This window comes from Devosia sp. (genome assembly GCF_035944845.1).
Taxonomy (GTDB): domain Bacteria; phylum Pseudomonadota; class Alphaproteobacteria; order Rhizobiales; family Devosiaceae; genus Devosia_A.
In genome coordinates this window covers 16986-32231 of the sequence record NZ_DASZAW010000062.1, presented here as the reverse complement: position 1 = coordinate 32231, position 15246 = coordinate 16986, and the positions used below count along the sequence as shown (strand labels likewise).

The following is a 15246-nucleotide window of genomic DNA, read 5'->3' as shown; positions in this document are numbered from 1 at the left end:
CGCGAATGCAACTGGGGATGATCGGGCTTGGGCGCATGGGCGCCGACATGGTGCGGCGCGACAATGATGAGTTCGCCAACAAGCTGCTCTCGGCCATGCGCTATTGCTTCGGCGGGCACGTCGAACAGCCGGAGCAGAAGCCAGGGGAGCAGTCGTCGTGACCACGGCGCAATCGGATGCGCTGGTGGTGTTCGGTGTCACCGGCGATCTCGCGCACAAGATGATCCTGCCATCGCTCTACCAGATGGTCCGGCGCGGCCATCTCGATACGCCGGTCATCGGGGTGGCGCTCGACGACTGGAGCGTCGAGCAGCTCGCGGCTCGCGCCCGGGACGCCATTGTCGGCAAGTTCGGCAACATAGACGAAGCGGTCTTCGCGAGGCTCAGGGCACTGTTGCGCTATGTCAGCGGCGACTACCAAAGCGCCGCGACCTTCGAACGGTTGCGGGCCGAGCTCGGCGTGGCGCGCCAGCCGCTCTACTACCTCGCCATTCCGCCATCGCTGTTCGGAACCGTCATCAAGGCGCTCGATGCTGCCGGGATCGCCCAGGGCGGACGGCTGATGGTCGAAAAACCGTTTGGCCACGACTTTGCATCGGCGCAACGCCTGAACGGCGTGCTGCACACCGTTTTCGAAGAAGCGGCGGTGTTCCGGATCGATCACTTCCTCGGCAAGGAAGCCATCCAGAACCTGATCTATTTCCGCTTTGCCAATGCTTTCCTCGAGCCGGTCTGGAATCGCACCTATGTGGAAAGCGTCCAGATCACCATGGCCGAGAACTTCGGCATTGCCGGGCGCGGACGGTTCTATGACGAGGTCGGCTGCATTCGTGACGTGATCCAGAACCATCTGCTCAACGTGCTGCTGCTGCTCGCCATGGAGCCGCCGGTCAGCAGCGGGGCGGAGGACCTGAGCGATGAAAAGGTCCAAATCCTCAAGGCCATGCGGCCGCTTGCCAAAGCCGAAGTGATCCGCGGACAGTTCGAAGGCTACGACGATGAACCCGGCGTCGCCCCGGGGTCGAGGGTTGAGACTTTCGCGGCGATGCGGCTGTTTGTGGATACCTGGCGCTGGAAGGATGTGCCGTTCTACATTCGGGCGGGTAAACACCTTCCGGTGCAGGCAACTGAAGTCGTTGTCCGCTTCCGGCGTCCGCCGCTGATGCTGTTCGACAAGATCGCCGCGGCCGACGGCAACTATCTGCGTTTCCGTGTCGGCCCGCAGGTGGCCATCGGCATCGGCGCGCGACGCAAGGCGGCGGGCGGCGACATGACGGGCGAGGACGTCGAACTGGCTGCTGTCGACGACACCACCGACGACATGATGCCCTATGAGCGGCTGATCGGCGACGCCATGGCGGGGCGACGCCAGCTCTTCACCCGACAGGATGCCTCAGAACTGGCGTGGCGGGTGTTCGATCCGATCCTGGCACAGACCGATCAGCCCGAGCCTTACGCGCCTGGGACGTGGGGACCGGTCGACGCCATGGTCGGCTTCGCTCCGGCGGGCGGCTGGGTCGATCCGAAAGCGTGAAGGAAACGGCGATGACCGGCGAAGCCCAAACCGTTCTTGCGATCGACATCGGCGGGTCGCACGTCAAGATCATGACCAGCAACGGGCAGGAGGAGCGGAGAGCCGCGTCCGGGCCCGGAATGGATGCCGCGGCGATGGCCGACGCCGTCGAGAAGCTGGCCGACGGCATCGCGTATGACGTCATTGCCATTGGCTATCCCGGCCCGGTGATCCACAACCGCATCTTCGCCGAGCCGCACAACCTCGCCAAAGGCTGGGTCGGCTTCGATTTCGCCAAACGCTTCGGCAAACCAGTCCGCATCGTCAATGATGCCTTGATGCAGGCCATCGGCAGCTACGAGGGCGGCCGCATGCTGTTTCTCGGACTGGGCACCGGACTTGGCGCGGCGATGATCGTTGATAACGTGGCCCAGCCGATGGAACTCGCGCATCTGCCCTACCGCAAGGGACATAGCTTCGAGGATTATCTGGGCGAGGCCAGCCTCGAAAAGCGGGGGCGCGCCAAGTGGGAAAAGCACGTTCTCGATGCCGTGGCCCAGCTCAGCGCCGCGCTTGAGCCAGACTATGTGGTGATCGGCGGCGGCAATGTCGCAAAGCTCAAGAGCCTGCCCCCCAACGCCCGCCGCGGCGACAACGCCAACGCCTTCAAGGGCGGCTTCGCCCTGTGGCTGGATCCGAATATCGTGTTCTAGATCAGCCCCCCTGTCGCCGAACAGGTGACGGCATCTGGCGCGAAGCGGTCGCTACCAACTGTCTGCTTCTGGCCCAAAGCGGACGCTTGGGTGCTCTACGCTTCCACGATGAACCCGAATATCTCCGCGTTATCGATCTCGAAGACGAGCTTGCGATACTGGTCGGGCACAGCGGCTGGCATGATGTCGTTACCCGTCCAGCGGCAATTCTGGCGGATTGCATCACCGGTGAATGGGACACTGTCCTCGATGCCGAAGCCGGGCAGCGGGGCGCCGCTGGCATCTGCTAGACCGACACGAATGCTGCCGTTGCCGCGGACCCGGGCATTGATGAGCAGCGTGCCGCCATCGAAGCTCAGCGGTCGCGTAACCAGACGTCCCGCGCGCGGCGGTACTGCGTCGATCGACACCACGCCCTCGTAGCGCAAGGCCGCAACGCCGAGGCCAAAGCGAACTTCGGTGCGCGGATCTCGGGCCTCGTCGTGGTCCAACTCATGCGGGCCAGCCCACCAGTAGTCGTGATGAGCCCACGAGCCACCATGGTAGAAGTACCACTGGTCCCCGACCCGCACCGGCGGACTGACGATCGACACCATGTGGCGGTCCCAGTTCTGGCCGCGGCGTGGCGCGAGAAAGGCTCGCCCGGCGTCCGTCGGCTGCCAGTTGACCCCGTCGTTGCTGGTGATTAGCCGCACTTCCATTTCGTTGTCGACGTAGTTGAGCACTCCCAGTGTGCCGAAATGCCTCGCCCCGATGCGGAACTGGCCGACGCCATAGTGGGCGCTGTCGAGGTTGTCGAAGGTCTCGTCCGGGGTGGAGATCGGGATGAGATCTTCCCAGTGGATGAAATCGGCCGAGACGGTCCGGAACACCCGCCGCTTGTTCATCAGGTCCGGGCGACCGGGGAAATAGGTGTTGAAGCGCGCGCCCTCCGTCGAGCGTCGTCCGGGCGATGCGGGAGGGATACCGGCACTCATCATCCGGCCATGGCGGGTATATTGCAGGAACAGCCGCGAGCCCGGATCGTAGGTGATGGTCGACACGTCCGACAGGTGCCCGCCGGCTATGCCGAAGCTCGGCTGTTCGTCATAGGGCGCCCAGGTGATGCCGTCGGCCGAATAGGCACACTGGATGCGGTGCCCTCCGGCGGCTCCGGCGCGCGAGAAGAGCATGCGGTAGCGCTGGTCGATGCTGTCGGGCCGGATGACCACCGCGGCCGAATGTACGCCGATATCGGCCCACGGATAGGATGCGTCCGACGCCATGCCCTCGACATAGCCGGCAAAGATGTTGGTGTCGTGCCCATCGATGCGGACCTTGCCCAGCCCCGGCTTTTCGAAGTCCACGCCGTTACTGCTCACGGCATAGAGCATGCGGTTCTTCCACGGGTGGCGCTGGTGTGGCGAGAGCGGGCCGAGGTCCTCGTACCAGCACTTGATCAGCCCGTCCGTCGGGTCCTTGAGCACGTTGAAGTTGGAGTAGGTGAAGTACGGGGTGTGCTCCCATGGGCGGTCGGCGCGGAGCACTGGTTCGGGCGTCACCCGCTGCGGCTTGTGCCAGCGGCGGGTCAGGCTGTCGGTCTGCTCGATCAGGCTGTTGTCGACAAAGACCTGCGAATTCCTGCCGATCTGAAGCATCGTGGCGTCGTACATCGTGGCTATCCTATGGGGGCAGGGGTTATTTCTCGGCGCCGCTGGCGAGGCCGGAGACCAGGTATTCCTGGGCAAGGTAGGCGATGATGACGGGAGCGGTGGACATCACCGAGGCTGCGAAGGCGTAGTGATACTGAGTGGTATCGGTGCCGAAAAAGCTGAACAGCCCGACGCTCATCACCGCTACCTCGCGCGAGTTGGCGAGCACCAGCGGGATCAGGAACTCCCCCCAGGCGGCAAGGAAAATCAGAAAGCCCGCGGCCGACAGGCCCGGCAGGCTCAGCGGCAGGATGATGCTCCAGAACACCCGGAACATCGAGCAGCCGTCGATCACCGCCGCCTCGTCGAGGCTGCGGGGCAGGGTGTCGAAGAAGCCCTTCATGATCCAGATGGCGAAGGGAATGTGGCTGGCGGTGTAGATGATGATGAGCGCTGCATGGGTGTTCAGCAGATGCAGCCAGTTCATCATCATGCAGTAAGGCACGATGTTGACCGTGCTGGGGATCAGCTGCAGCACCAGCAACAGCACGAGGATGGTATCCTTGAACCGGAAGTCCCACCGCGAGAAGCCGTAGGCGGCAACCGTCGCGAAGCCGAGCGACAGCACCAGCGTGAAGCCCGTCACGATGAAGGTGTTGAACAGGTAGGTCGGCAGCGCGGTGCGGCGGATGACATCGCCGTAATTGGTCCAGGTGAACTCGCGCGGCCAGAAGCTGGTCGGGTAGGCAAAGATCTCGGACGGGTTCTTGAACGAGCCCAGCAGCACCCAGGCAAGCGGCAACAGCACGATCAGCGAGAGCAGTGCGTAAAGGCCGTAGGTGATCAGCCGGTCGGCGGCGCGGCCGGCCCGAAAACGCACGCGACTGCGGTTGATGTTGTTCGGCAGCGAGGCAGCCCCCCGGTCAGGTGCGGACATTCTGGCGGCTCCTCAGGAGGCGAAGGTAGGCGATGGTCAGGACGAGGTTGATCACCAGGATCACCGTCGCGATGGTTGAGGCGTAGGCCGCGTCAAGCTGCTGGAACCCCTGCTTGTACAGGCTCAGGGCCAGCACTTCGGTGGCGCGGCCGGGGCCTCCGCCGGTCAGCGCGATCGGGATGTCGACATGGTTCAGCGTGCCGGCCGTCGCGAGAATGGCATTGATCAGCAGTATGGGCTTGAGCTGCGGAATGGTGATGTAACGCAGCACCTGCCAGCGTGAGGCGCCGTCGATGGCGGCTGCCTCGTAGAGATCCTTGCCGATCGTCTGCAGGCCACCCAGTTGCAGGATGATCGAGAGCGGCACCCCGCGCCAGACCAGCGACAGGATCATCACCACCATGGCTTCGCTGGGGTTGGCGAGCCACGACCGGCTATCGTACCCGAAATAGCCGATCAGCGTATTCATGATGCCCAGCCGGCTGCCGCTGAACAGTTGCTGGAACATCAGCCCGATGATTACAGCCGGGATCACCCAGGGCAGGATGGCGATCGAGCGCATCAGCCGGCGCCCGAAGATGGCGCGGTTGAGCAGCAGCGCGATCAGCAGCCCCAGGCCGAGCTGCAGCACCACCACCGAGCCGACGAACACCACGGTGTTCGTCGCCACCTGCGGCAGGGCATTCCAGGTGAAAAAGTGCACGTAGTTGGCAAAGCCGACGAACTTCCAGTCGGGGTAGGCGAAGTGCATGTTGGTGAAGCTGATCACGACGCCGTAGAGCGCGGGATAGGCGGTGAACGCCAGGACCACCGCGATCGCCGGTCCGATGAACAGCACGAATTGGTGGCGCGTCAGCCAGCCGGAGATGTTCGTCCGTGCCATGATGGCTCCGTTGGAGTGCCGGGGAGGCGGCAGACCACCTCCCCGAAAGGCTTCAGCGCGTGCTCAGCCGGTCGTACTCGGTCATCACCTGGTCGCGGGCATTGTCGACCGCCTGCGCCGGAGTGATGTTGCCGGCCAGCACGTCGGCCATCTGCTGCGCCCAGGCGCCGGTGATGCTGGGATAGATTGGAACGGCCGGACGGGCACGCATGCCGCCGGTATCGAAGATGCCCTTGAACTGCAGCATCAGCGGGTCGGTCTTGTAGAAGTCCTGGTCCCAGATCGACTGGATGACGGGCAGGTGGCCGGCGGCGGCATTGAGCTTGCCCAGGTTCTCGGGCTGCAGCACGAAGTCGACGAACTTCCAGGCGGCGGCCTTGCGCTCCGGGTCATCGGTGAAGATGCCGTAGGTCCAGCCCACCAGGATCGGGGTTGCCGTGGCGCCGCCCGGCAGCGGGTAGTTGAAGGCGCCCAGGTTCCCCTTTAGGTCCGGCACGTCCGCATACATCTGGGTCACGGCCGATGAGGATTGCGCCGTGAGCGCGTTCTCGCCCGAATAGAAGAACGGCCGGATCGCCGCCTCGTCCATGGTCGACACGTCGAGCGGCATATAGCCTTTCTCGACCAGTTCGCGGTACATCGAATAGACCTGCTCGAGCGCCGTGCGATTGGCGCCGTCGAAGAATACCGGCTTGCCGGTGTCGTCGACCAGGTTGCCGCCGAGCCCCCAGTACATCGACAGCATGTGCAGCGCCGTCAGTTCGGTGCCCGAACCGGGGAACATCACTGCGCTCATGCCCGCCGCCTTAGCCTTTTCGGCATAGGCGAGGAACTCGTCCCAGCCGGCTGGCGGCGTAGTGTAGCCCAGCTTGGCCAACGTATCCTTGCGGTAGTAGAGGCCGCGCCAGGCGTTGTGGAACCAGGCGGCGTAGATCTTGCCGTCGAAGGTCACCGCGTCGAGGACCTCCTTGTAGAATTTCGACCGCTCGGCTTCCGGCCACAGCTCGTCGAGCGGCTGCAGCTTGCCGGTTTCTTTCAGCCGCGCGATCCAGAAGCCGTCCAGCACCGCGAGGTCCGGCAGGTTGCCGGCGTTGGCGGCCGTGAGGATCTGCGTCAGCGCCTCGGTGCCGCCCGGCAGCACCTCGAACTTCAGCGTAATATCCGGGTTCGCCTGCTGAAACCGCGTGTAGAGGTCCTGGTAGGCGTCGGCGATCGCCGGCAGGCCGGCCTGCGGCGTGAACGAGGGCGGCGCCCACAGGGTGAGCTCCACCGCGCCGGCCACATTTGCGAGCATGGCGAACGAACTCGCCAACACGGTTGTCTTCATTAGCCGCGTCATGGCGGACGCGAGCCACAGGCCCTTCGGCCTGGCGGTGATGTGCATGGATGTCTCCTCCCAGCCGAGGCCAAGCCCTCGACGCTTGCCCAATACTCGTTCTCACAATCGGCCAGAGTCAAGCGATTTTGCGAAACGTTTTTCAGGGGTGGATTGACCTAAATTGTAGCATATGCTGTATGCTTCTGGGATATGCAGCTACGAACCAGTGAAACGTTTCTCGAATCGACGGCCGTCGCCCGTCTGTCGGCCGCTGCTTTGAGGAGTTCGACGCCGTATGCCGAGGTCAGTTCCCACCATCAAGGATGTGGCCCGCGAGGCGGGGGTCTCGATCTCGACCGTGTCCTCGGTGGTGAACGGCAACAAACCGGTGTCGGAGGCGCTGGCGGCGCGGGTCCGCGAGGCGATTGAGAAACTCGAGTTTCATCCCAACCACATGGCGCAGTCGCTGCATGCGAGGCGCACCCGAACCCTGGCCTACCTGACGCCGGACGTGACCAACGTCTCCATCCTGCGGACCTTCAAGGCGGTGGAAGCGGCGGCGCGTGCCCGCGGTTATGCGGTGTTCCTGCTTAGCACCGACGGTTCAGTCGAAACGACGCGCGAGGCAATCGACCGGGTCATCGGCCTCAGGATGGATGGCGCGTTCCTGTCGCTGAGTTGGGTCATGACCCGGCCCGAGATCCGGCTCGACCGACTAACCGAGCGCGGCATCGCGATGGTTGGCCTGGCGGGTTCATACGATATCCCCGGCATCGACTGTTTCCTTCACGACGAGGAGGGCGGTGGCCGGCAGATCGGCAGCTATCTCCATCGCCTGGGCCACCGGGGGGTGGTTTGCGTCGGACCAACCAACAGCCGCGCCGCCGAGACGCGCTGGAGCGGTTTGCGGGCTTCCTACGCTGAAGCGGGGGCGGGCAGCGATGGCGACATCGAGACGATCGTCACCACCGGCTATACCGCCGGTGCCGCCTACGACGCAGTGCAGGCTATGCTCGGGGCCGGGAGGGGCAGCTTCACCGCGATGGTTACCTTCAACGACGCCGTGGCAACGGGAGCGTTGGCGGCGCTCTCCGACAACGGCCTGTCGGTCCCCGATGACGTCTCGTTGGTCTCGTTCGGCAGCGGCCATCGTGACTTTGCCCGCCCCCAAATCACATCGGTGACCTTCGACGAAGAGCGGATCGCCGCGTTGGCAGCCAATAGGCTCGTCGATCGCATCGAAGGTGCCAACTCCGAGGCGCCAGGAAATGAGTATTTACCCCTAACACTGGCGGTACGGGCATCCTCAAGACGCCTGTTGTGACACGAGCTCGACCTGCTCTGGGGAGCGTCCGCTTTTGATGCTGTGGACGGCTCCTCCGCCGGCATCGCGATGTGCCACGTTGCGGTGTCCTGAGGACCGCACGGAGAGGAGCCGCCCATGGAGGACGCGCATTCTTGTGGACGTTCATTCGGGGAGCTCCGCTGAGCGTTGGTTGGCTTTGCAACCCCAGCTTCTCAGTCCCTCCTCGAATGAACAACCTTCATAGCTTCCACACCTAGCGCACCGACAACACCCCGAATGACCACTATTGGCGCTATGCGGACCTTGAGCGCCGCCGGCAGGTGGGCATCGTCAATTGGAGCAACTACCCCTCCGCCCCCGTTCCGGAGGTCGAGCGGATCAGGGTTTGCTTGGCCGAGGCGAGGTGCTTGCGGCAGGCGGTGGCGATGGCGGGGCGGGAGCGGCTCAGGAGCGCGTCGATATAGGTGAGGTGCTCGCGGATGGCGACTTCGTTGCGCTCGCGCTCGTCGCGTTTGTTCCACTGGTAGTGGTAGTGAAAGATCAGGGTGATGATGTCGTAGAAGCCGTCGATGAAGCGGTTGGGCGCCGCGGCATTGACGAGGCGATGGAAGCGGCTGTCGAGGTGGGAGAAATCCTGGAAGCGCGCGTCGAGTTCGCCCAAGAGGTCGACATGGGCTGCGCGCAGTTCACGCAGTTCGTGCCAGAGCGGCGAGGTCTCCGGCAGATCGGCGAAGGCTTTGGCTGAGCGCAGTTCGAACATTTCGCGGATCTCGATCAGCTCGAGCGCGAAGCTGCTGGTAAAGCCCTGCAGCACCCAGCCGCCACTGGGGCGACGCTCGATCAGCCCGAAGCGGTGGAAGCTGTTGAGGAACTCGCGAATGACGGTCGTTGCGACACCGAACTGGCGGGCAAGCTCGAGCTCGTTGATCAGCGAGCCGGCCTTGGCGTCGCCGCGCAGCATCCATTCCATGAACTGCTTTTCCACCTGAACCGAAGCGGGAACCGTTTCGGCCTGGGGGAACGGCGCCGCGGCAGCGGTGGCGATCCGGACGAAGCGCTGCCGGCCGCCGCCGCCCACCACCCCCTGATCGGCCAGAGCCGCGAGGATCTTGCGCACCGTCGTGCGACTGACCGCAAGGCGGGCGGCGAGCAGGGTCTCGGAGGGGATCGGTTCGCCCTCCTGCAGTTCGGCGGTCAACAGCAGCGCATCATTGTAGGCCCGCTTGAACAAAGCATCCGTCTTCACTGGCTGGTCCCCGCTGCAGTCACTGTTCTGTAACCGATAAAAAACAATTTGACGATCTGCGGCAATGAAGGTTTTTTGTACATAAGGGACTGCAGGGAGGGGGCGGTGCTGGTGGACGGACAGCCAGATACAGGTGGAGCTGAGGTACGTGCCCGGTCGCGGGACGGCTCGATGCTGGGTATCGCACTGCGGCTGCTCAGTGTCGGGCCGCTGCTCATCCTGATCGTCCTCGTGGCCGGGATCAGCCTCGCCACGCCCAATTTCCTGAAGCCGGTCAATATCGGCAACATCCTGGCGCAGACCGCGGTGATCGCCATCGTCGCCATCGGGCAGCACCTGGTGATCCTGACCCGCGGCATCGATCTTTCGGTCGGCGCCAACCTGGCGCTGGCCACGGTGGTGGGTGGGCTGGCCTACCGCATGGCGGACTCGGCGCCGCTGGTGATGGCGGCCATGCTGCTCAGCGGCGGGCTGGTCGGCGCGGTCAACGGCATCGTCTATGTGTTCGGCCGGCTGCCGCACCCTTTCATCATCACGCTGGCAACCCTGAGCATAGCCCGCGGCCTGGCGCTCGAGTTGGCCATCGGGCACACCACGATGCGCGGCATGCCGGTGGAGATCGCCGTTATCGGCGGCGGCACGACGCTGGGCGTGCCCAACTCGTTCTTCGTGGTGTTTGCCGTTGCCGCGGTGGTGCTGGTAATGGCCCGCGCCATGGTGTGGGGCCGCTGGATCTATGCGGTGGGCGGCAAGCCCGAGGCCGCGGTGCAGATGGGCATTCCGGTCAAATGGGTGCTGGTTTCGGTCTATGTGATCTCGGGGCTGTGCGCCGGGATCGGCGGCATCGTCCTCGCCGGCCGCACCGAAGCAAGCTCGCCGCTCTATGGGAACCTGCTCGAGCTCGACACCATTGCCGCGGTGATCATCGGCGGGGCGAGCTTTCTGGGCGGGCGCGGCCATATCGGCCATGCACTGGTGGGCGCGGTGATGATCGGGGTGATCCGCAACGCGCTGAACCTGCTCAATGTCGATGTGTTTTTCCAGATGATCGCCATCGGGCTGATCATCGTGGTCGCCGTCGAGGCGGACGTGCTGCGCAACCATCTGGAAGCGCGGGTGCGCGTCATGCAGTCGGGGAGGGCGTCATGAACGCCGTCGCGTCCGCCTCGCCGGTGCTGGCCGTCCGCAATGCGATCAAGCGTTTCGGCGCCGTCGAAGCGCTGAAGAGCGTCAGCCTCGAAGCCTATCGCGGCGAGGTGCTGGCGCTGTTGGGCGATAACGGCGCCGGCAAATCGACGCTGGTCAAATGCATCAGCGGCGTGCACGCGCTGGATGGCGGGCAGATCCTCGTCGATGGCCAGCCGGCCCAGCTCCACAGCCCGGCGGCAGCGCGCAGCGCCGGCATCGAGACGGTCTACCAGGACCTGGCGCTGTTCGACAATCTGACCCCGGCACAGAACTTCTACTGCGGGCGCGAGCTGTCGTTCCCGCGCTGGCTGCCACGCGGCCTGCGGCTGCTCGACCGGCGGGCGATGGACCGGGAAGCGGCCGCCGTCATCGACCGGCTGAAGGTCAGGCTGCCCAGGTTCGATGCGCCGGTCGCCCTGATGTCGGGCGGGCAGCGCCAGGCGATTGCCGTGGCGCGGGCGACGGTGTTTGCGCGCAAGCTGGTGTTGCTGGACGAGCCCACCGCGGCGCTCGGCCTGCGCGAGGCGCGCAAGGTGCTCGACCTCGTCGCGCAGCTTCGCGACGAAGGGAACGCGGTGATCCTCATCACCCACAACATGGAACATGTCGTCGAACTGGCCGACCGCGCCGTGGTGCTGCGGCAGGGGCGCAAGGTCGGCGAGCTCAAGCCGAACAAGGCAAATCAACACGAACTGGTCTCGCTCATCGTTGGAGCCGAGGCCTGAAGGCTCGATCCGGGAGGGATCGAATGTCGGGCCGCTCCAGCCGGAGCGGTCCTAATGGGAGGAAGACGATGAAGCTCAAACTACTGCTGGGAGGCCTGGCGCTCGCTGCTGCGATCGCCGGACCGGCCCTGGCGCAGGACAGTGTAAAGCTCGGGTTCATCACCAAGTTCCCGGTGCCGTTCTTTGCCACCATGGAAAACGCGGCCAAGGCCTACGCCGCGGCCAATCCCGGGGTGGAGATCATCTACGGGCAGGGCACCTCGGCAACCGACATCGAGGGGCAGATCGCCCAGATCGAGTCGATGGTCACCCAGGGCGTACAGGGGATTGCGCTGACCCCGGTCGATCCGACCGTGGCGCCGGCGCTCGACAAGGCCATCGCCCAGGGGGTGAAGATCGTCCTGATGGACAACAACATCCCCGACTGGAAGGGACTGACCTCGCTCGCCACCACTGACAATTACGCGGCTGGGGTGCTCGCCGGCCAGTACCTGAAATCGGTGCTGAAGGCGGGCGATACGCTCGGTATCCTCGAAGGCGTCCCGGGCGTTCCGGCGCTCGACGACCGCGTCAACGGCATGCTCGAGGGCCTCAAGGGCGTCGAGGTCAAGGTGGTCGGCCGCGCCGGCACCAACTGCACCGAAGAGCTCGGGATCAACGTCGCGCAGGATCTGCTCACGGCCAATCCCGATCTCAAGGCGATCTATGCAGCTTGCGGCCCTCCAGCCGCAGGCGCTGCGCAGGCCATCAAGAACGCCGGCATCGCAAGCGACGCGATCGTCCTGGTGGGCTTCGATTTCTGCTGCGGCGAAGCGGAAGCCCTGACGGCAGGCATCGAGGACGCGACCGTCGCGCAGTTCCCGGCGAAGATGGCCGAACTCGGCGTCGATGCCCTGGTCAAGGCCATCCGCGGCGATGAGGTCCCAATCCTCATCGACTCCGGCGCGGCGCTGGTGACCAAGGACACCATGTCCCAGTTCCAGTGACGCGCCACGAGGGCCGGGCGTTCGGTCTCCCCGGCATCCGGCCCTCGCACCATTTCTCTCAGACGAAAGCAGTCGACTATGCATGCGCTTGTTTGCCGCCAGCCCGGGATGCTCGAGCTCGAGACGAGGCCCATTCCCACCCGCGGCGAAGGCGAGGCGCTGGTGCGCCCGCTGAGGGTGGGGATCTGCGGCACCGATTATCACATCTACGAGGGCAAGCACCCGTTCCTCGAATACCCGCGCGTCATGGGCCACGAGCTCGCCGTCGAGGTGCTGGAGGCACCGCCCGGCTGCGGCTTCGAGGCCGGCGAGATCTCAGTGGTCAACCCTTACATTTCCTGCGGCAGCTGTATCGCCTGTCGTAGCGGCAAGCCGAACTGCTGCGTACGCATCGCGGTGCTCGGCGTGCATCGCGATGGCGGCATGGCTTCGCTGCTCGGTTTGCCGGCGGCTAACCTCGTCAAGGCCGATGGGCTGAGCGTCGATGCCTGCGCCACGGTGGAGTTTCTCGCCATCGGCGCTCATGCGGTGCGGCGTTCTGGTGCCGGAACGGGCCAGCGTGGACTGGTGATCGGGGCGGGCCCGATCGGGCTCGGGGTGGCGCTGTTTGCCGGCATTGCCGGAGTCGAGCTCTCGATGCTCGATCTCTCGCCGGAACGGCTCGAGGTGGCTCGTGCACTCACCGGCGCGTCGAGCATCGTCGCGGGTGTGGACGCAGCGGCGGCGGCAGCGGCACTGACCGGTGGCGAGGGCTACGACGTGGTGTTCGATGCCACCGGCAACGCCAACTCGATGCAGAAGGGCTTCGACTTCGTCGCGCATGGCGGCACCTACGTGCTGGTCAGCGTCGTGAAGGGTCCGATCAGCTTCGAGGATCCGGATTTTCACCGCCGGGAAATGTCACTCCTGGGCAGCCGCAACGCCACGTCCGAGGATTTCAGCCGGGTGATTGCGGCGATCGCGGGAGGCAGGGTGCCGGTCGACAAGCTGATCACCCACCGCACGACGCTTGCCGGGGCGATAACCGACCTGCCGGTCTGGGCGACGCAGAAGCAAGGGCTGATCAAGGCGGTGATCGAGATCGCGGCGTAGCGGTGCTGCGCCGGTCTCTCGGTGGTCCTCCACCGTGAAACGGGGGAGGGGGACCAGCGAAGCTGGTGGAGGGGGCGGCAGGATGCGCCGGTGTTTGTGGTCGCCCCCTCCACCGCCTCCGGCGGTCCCCCTCCCCCGCTACGCGGTGGAGGACCACGGAGAGACCGGTGACTGTTCGCCCACCGCGGGGAGAAGGCGGATGAGGGCAGAGATCCTCGCCGCGGGGCCGGATGAAGTTTAGCGCCCTCACCGGGAGGTATGAAGTTGTCCGGCGGTTTCCCCACGCAGAACGATTTTTCAGCGGGCACCGCCAGAATCCGGTTGCCGAGGTCAACTTAGATGATAACGTTTCAACTTACTTGACGAGGGAGAAGGGCTGCAAACGGCCGACGTCAAGCAGGAGGAACATCAATGACCATGAGTGCACGAACGCGCGGCATTGGCCGGCGCGCTGTCCTGGCCGGCATCGGCCTTGCTGCCATGCTGGCGGCTGCCCCTGCATCGGCGCAGGATCTGAGCGGCGAGCTCGTCATCCTGCAGTGGCAGGGTGGTACCGATGCCGAGATGTGGCAGAAGCTCGAAGCCGATTTCACTGCCAAGAACCCGGGTGTCACGGTGCGCGAACTGGTGGTGACCGGGCAGGGCGACATGCGCGGCCCGATGCGCACGGCGCTGCTGGGCGGCGAGAAGGTCGATATCATCATCAATACCTGGCCGGCCTTCCGGGCCGAGCTGGCCGATGCCGGCATCCTGAGGCCGATCGACGAGCTCTGGGGCTCGGCCGGGCTCGATGCGGTGCTGGACCAATCGTGGAAGGATCTCGGCTCCACCAATGGCGTCACCTTCGGGGTGAACTACACCTACGGCGATCGCTCGGCGGTCTGGTACAAGAAGGCGCATCTCGAAAAGGCCGGGATCGAGCCGCCCAAGACCTGGGAAGAATTCCTCGCTTCGATCGACAAGCTGAAGGCCGCCGGCTTTGCCGCGCCGATCGCCATGCCGGCCAAGTACTGGGCGCATGGCGAGTGGTTCGAAACCCTGCTGCTGCGCACCGGTGGGGTCGAGGCGGCATCCAAGCTCGCCGCGCACGAAATCCCGTGGACCGACGAGATCGTCAAGACGACGCTCAAGAAGTACGCCGAGCTCCTGAAGGCGGGCTGCTGCGGCACGCCCGAGCAGATGTTCGCCGGCGACTGGGACTATTCGGCCGACCAGATCTTCACCGCCGATGCGTCGAACTACCTGATGATCGGGATGTGGATGAACGCCCGGGCGCGCAACGACTACAAGCTCAACGAAGGCGTCGACTACTCGATCTTCCAGTTCCCGGCGCTGGGCCTCGGCCATGACGACACCTCGAGCGTCGATGCCAAGGAAGTGGCGGTCACCGCCAATGGCGCCAATCCGGCGGCGGCCGACGCCTTTGCCGTCTACATGGTGAGCAAGGACGCTGCCGATATCCTCGCCTCCTATGGCTATGCCTCGCCGAGCAAGAACGCCGATCCGTCGCTGCTCGGTCCGGTGCAGCAGATCGCAACCGCGGCCGTGGCACAGTCCAAGGTGCAGTTCGTCCTCGGCGACCTGCTGCCCGGCGACCTGGTCGACGAGTATCGCGTGCAGTTGCAGAAGTTCCTGCAGGATCCGTCCGACGCCACGATCGACACCGTCACCGCGGCGATCGAGGCCAAGGCGATGGAACTCTATTGAG

At 64.9% G+C, this 15246-nt stretch carries 14 protein-coding genes; 9 read left to right on the top strand and 5 right to left on the bottom strand.

Annotation, left to right across the window (positions count from 1 at the left end; translation table 11 throughout):
• Positions 1–5: 5 nt before the first annotated feature.
• The 3 genes from VGV07_RS10580 to VGV07_RS10570 are packed head-to-tail and all read left to right on the top strand — an operon-like array spanning position 6 to position 2226.
• A complete protein-coding gene (locus VGV07_RS10580; protein WP_326868730.1) occupies positions 6–161 on the top strand; it encodes a hypothetical protein in 156 nt (51 codons plus the stop codon).
• Positions 158–1534 carry a glucose-6-phosphate dehydrogenase gene (zwf, locus tag VGV07_RS10575; protein ID WP_326868649.1) on the top strand — a complete coding sequence of 459 codons (1377 nt, stop codon included), beginning with the start codon at positions 158–160 and terminating at the stop codon, positions 1532–1534. The genes VGV07_RS10580 and zwf overlap by 4 nt, the downstream gene beginning before the upstream one ends.
• 11 nt (positions 1535–1545) lie before the next feature.
• A complete protein-coding gene (locus VGV07_RS10570; RefSeq protein ID WP_326868648.1) occupies positions 1546–2226 on the top strand; it encodes an ROK family protein in 681 nt (226 codons plus the stop codon).
• Positions 2227–2321: 95 nt separating this feature from the next.
• On the opposite strand, the gene VGV07_RS10565 is transcribed toward VGV07_RS10570, so the two are convergent.
• Genes VGV07_RS10565 through VGV07_RS10550 form a run of 4 tightly spaced genes read right to left on the bottom strand, consistent with a single transcriptional unit; the run spans position 2322 to position 7061 of the window.
• A complete protein-coding gene (locus VGV07_RS10565; protein WP_326868647.1) occupies positions 2322–3878 on the bottom strand; it encodes a hypothetical protein in 1557 nt (518 codons plus the stop codon).
• Positions 3879–3903: 25 nt separating this feature from the next.
• Complete coding sequence (locus VGV07_RS10560; protein WP_326868646.1) at positions 3904–4794, bottom strand: carbohydrate ABC transporter permease; 891 nt, start codon at positions 4792–4794, stop codon at positions 3904–3906.
• Entirely contained in the window at positions 4781–5677 is an 897-nt protein-coding gene (locus VGV07_RS10555; RefSeq protein WP_326868645.1) for a sugar ABC transporter permease, read from the bottom strand. Before VGV07_RS10555 ends, VGV07_RS10560 begins: the two co-directional genes overlap by 14 nt.
• 52 nt (positions 5678–5729) lie before the next feature.
• Positions 5730–7061 (bottom strand): extracellular solute-binding protein, encoded by a 1332-nt coding sequence (locus VGV07_RS10550; RefSeq protein WP_326868644.1) that lies wholly within the window; start codon positions 7059–7061, stop codon positions 5730–5732.
• Between the two features lie 229 nt (positions 7062–7290).
• On the opposite strand from VGV07_RS10550, the gene VGV07_RS10545 reads away from it, so the two are divergent.
• Positions 7291–8319 (top strand): LacI family DNA-binding transcriptional regulator, encoded by a 1029-nt coding sequence (locus VGV07_RS10545; protein ID WP_326868643.1) that lies wholly within the window; start codon positions 7291–7293, stop codon positions 8317–8319.
• A gap of 325 nt (positions 8320–8644) precedes the next feature.
• Here the strand turns inward: VGV07_RS10545 and VGV07_RS10540 are convergent, their stop codons facing one another.
• A complete protein-coding gene (locus tag VGV07_RS10540; protein ID WP_326868642.1) occupies positions 8645–9547 on the bottom strand; it encodes a GntR family transcriptional regulator in 903 nt (300 codons plus the stop codon).
• A gap of 171 nt (positions 9548–9718) precedes the next feature.
• Between VGV07_RS10540 and VGV07_RS10535 the strand changes: the two genes are divergently transcribed.
• The 5 genes from VGV07_RS10535 to VGV07_RS10515 all read left to right on the top strand — a co-directional run bounded on the left by VGV07_RS10535 (position 9719) and on the right by VGV07_RS10515 (position 15245).
• Positions 9719–10696 (top strand): ABC transporter permease, encoded by a 978-nt coding sequence (locus VGV07_RS10535; protein ID WP_326868641.1) that lies wholly within the window; start codon positions 9719–9721, stop codon positions 10694–10696.
• Positions 10693–11460 carry an ATP-binding cassette domain-containing protein gene (locus VGV07_RS10530; RefSeq protein ID WP_326868640.1) on the top strand — a complete coding sequence of 256 codons (768 nt, stop codon included), beginning with the start codon at positions 10693–10695 and terminating at the stop codon, positions 11458–11460. The genes VGV07_RS10535 and VGV07_RS10530 overlap by 4 nt, the downstream gene beginning before the upstream one ends.
• Positions 11461–11528: 68 nt before the next feature.
• A complete protein-coding gene (locus tag VGV07_RS10525; RefSeq protein WP_326868639.1) occupies positions 11529–12446 on the top strand; it encodes a sugar ABC transporter substrate-binding protein in 918 nt (305 codons plus the stop codon).
• Positions 12447–12524: 78 nt separating this feature from the next.
• Positions 12525–13538 (top strand): zinc-binding alcohol dehydrogenase family protein, encoded by a 1014-nt coding sequence (locus VGV07_RS10520; protein ID WP_326868638.1) that lies wholly within the window; start codon positions 12525–12527, stop codon positions 13536–13538.
• Positions 13539–13949: 411 nt separating this feature from the next.
• Positions 13950–15245 (top strand): ABC transporter substrate-binding protein, encoded by a 1296-nt coding sequence (locus VGV07_RS10515; protein ID WP_326868637.1) that lies wholly within the window; start codon positions 13950–13952, stop codon positions 15243–15245.
• The last annotated feature ends 1 nt before the right edge of the window (position 15246 follow it).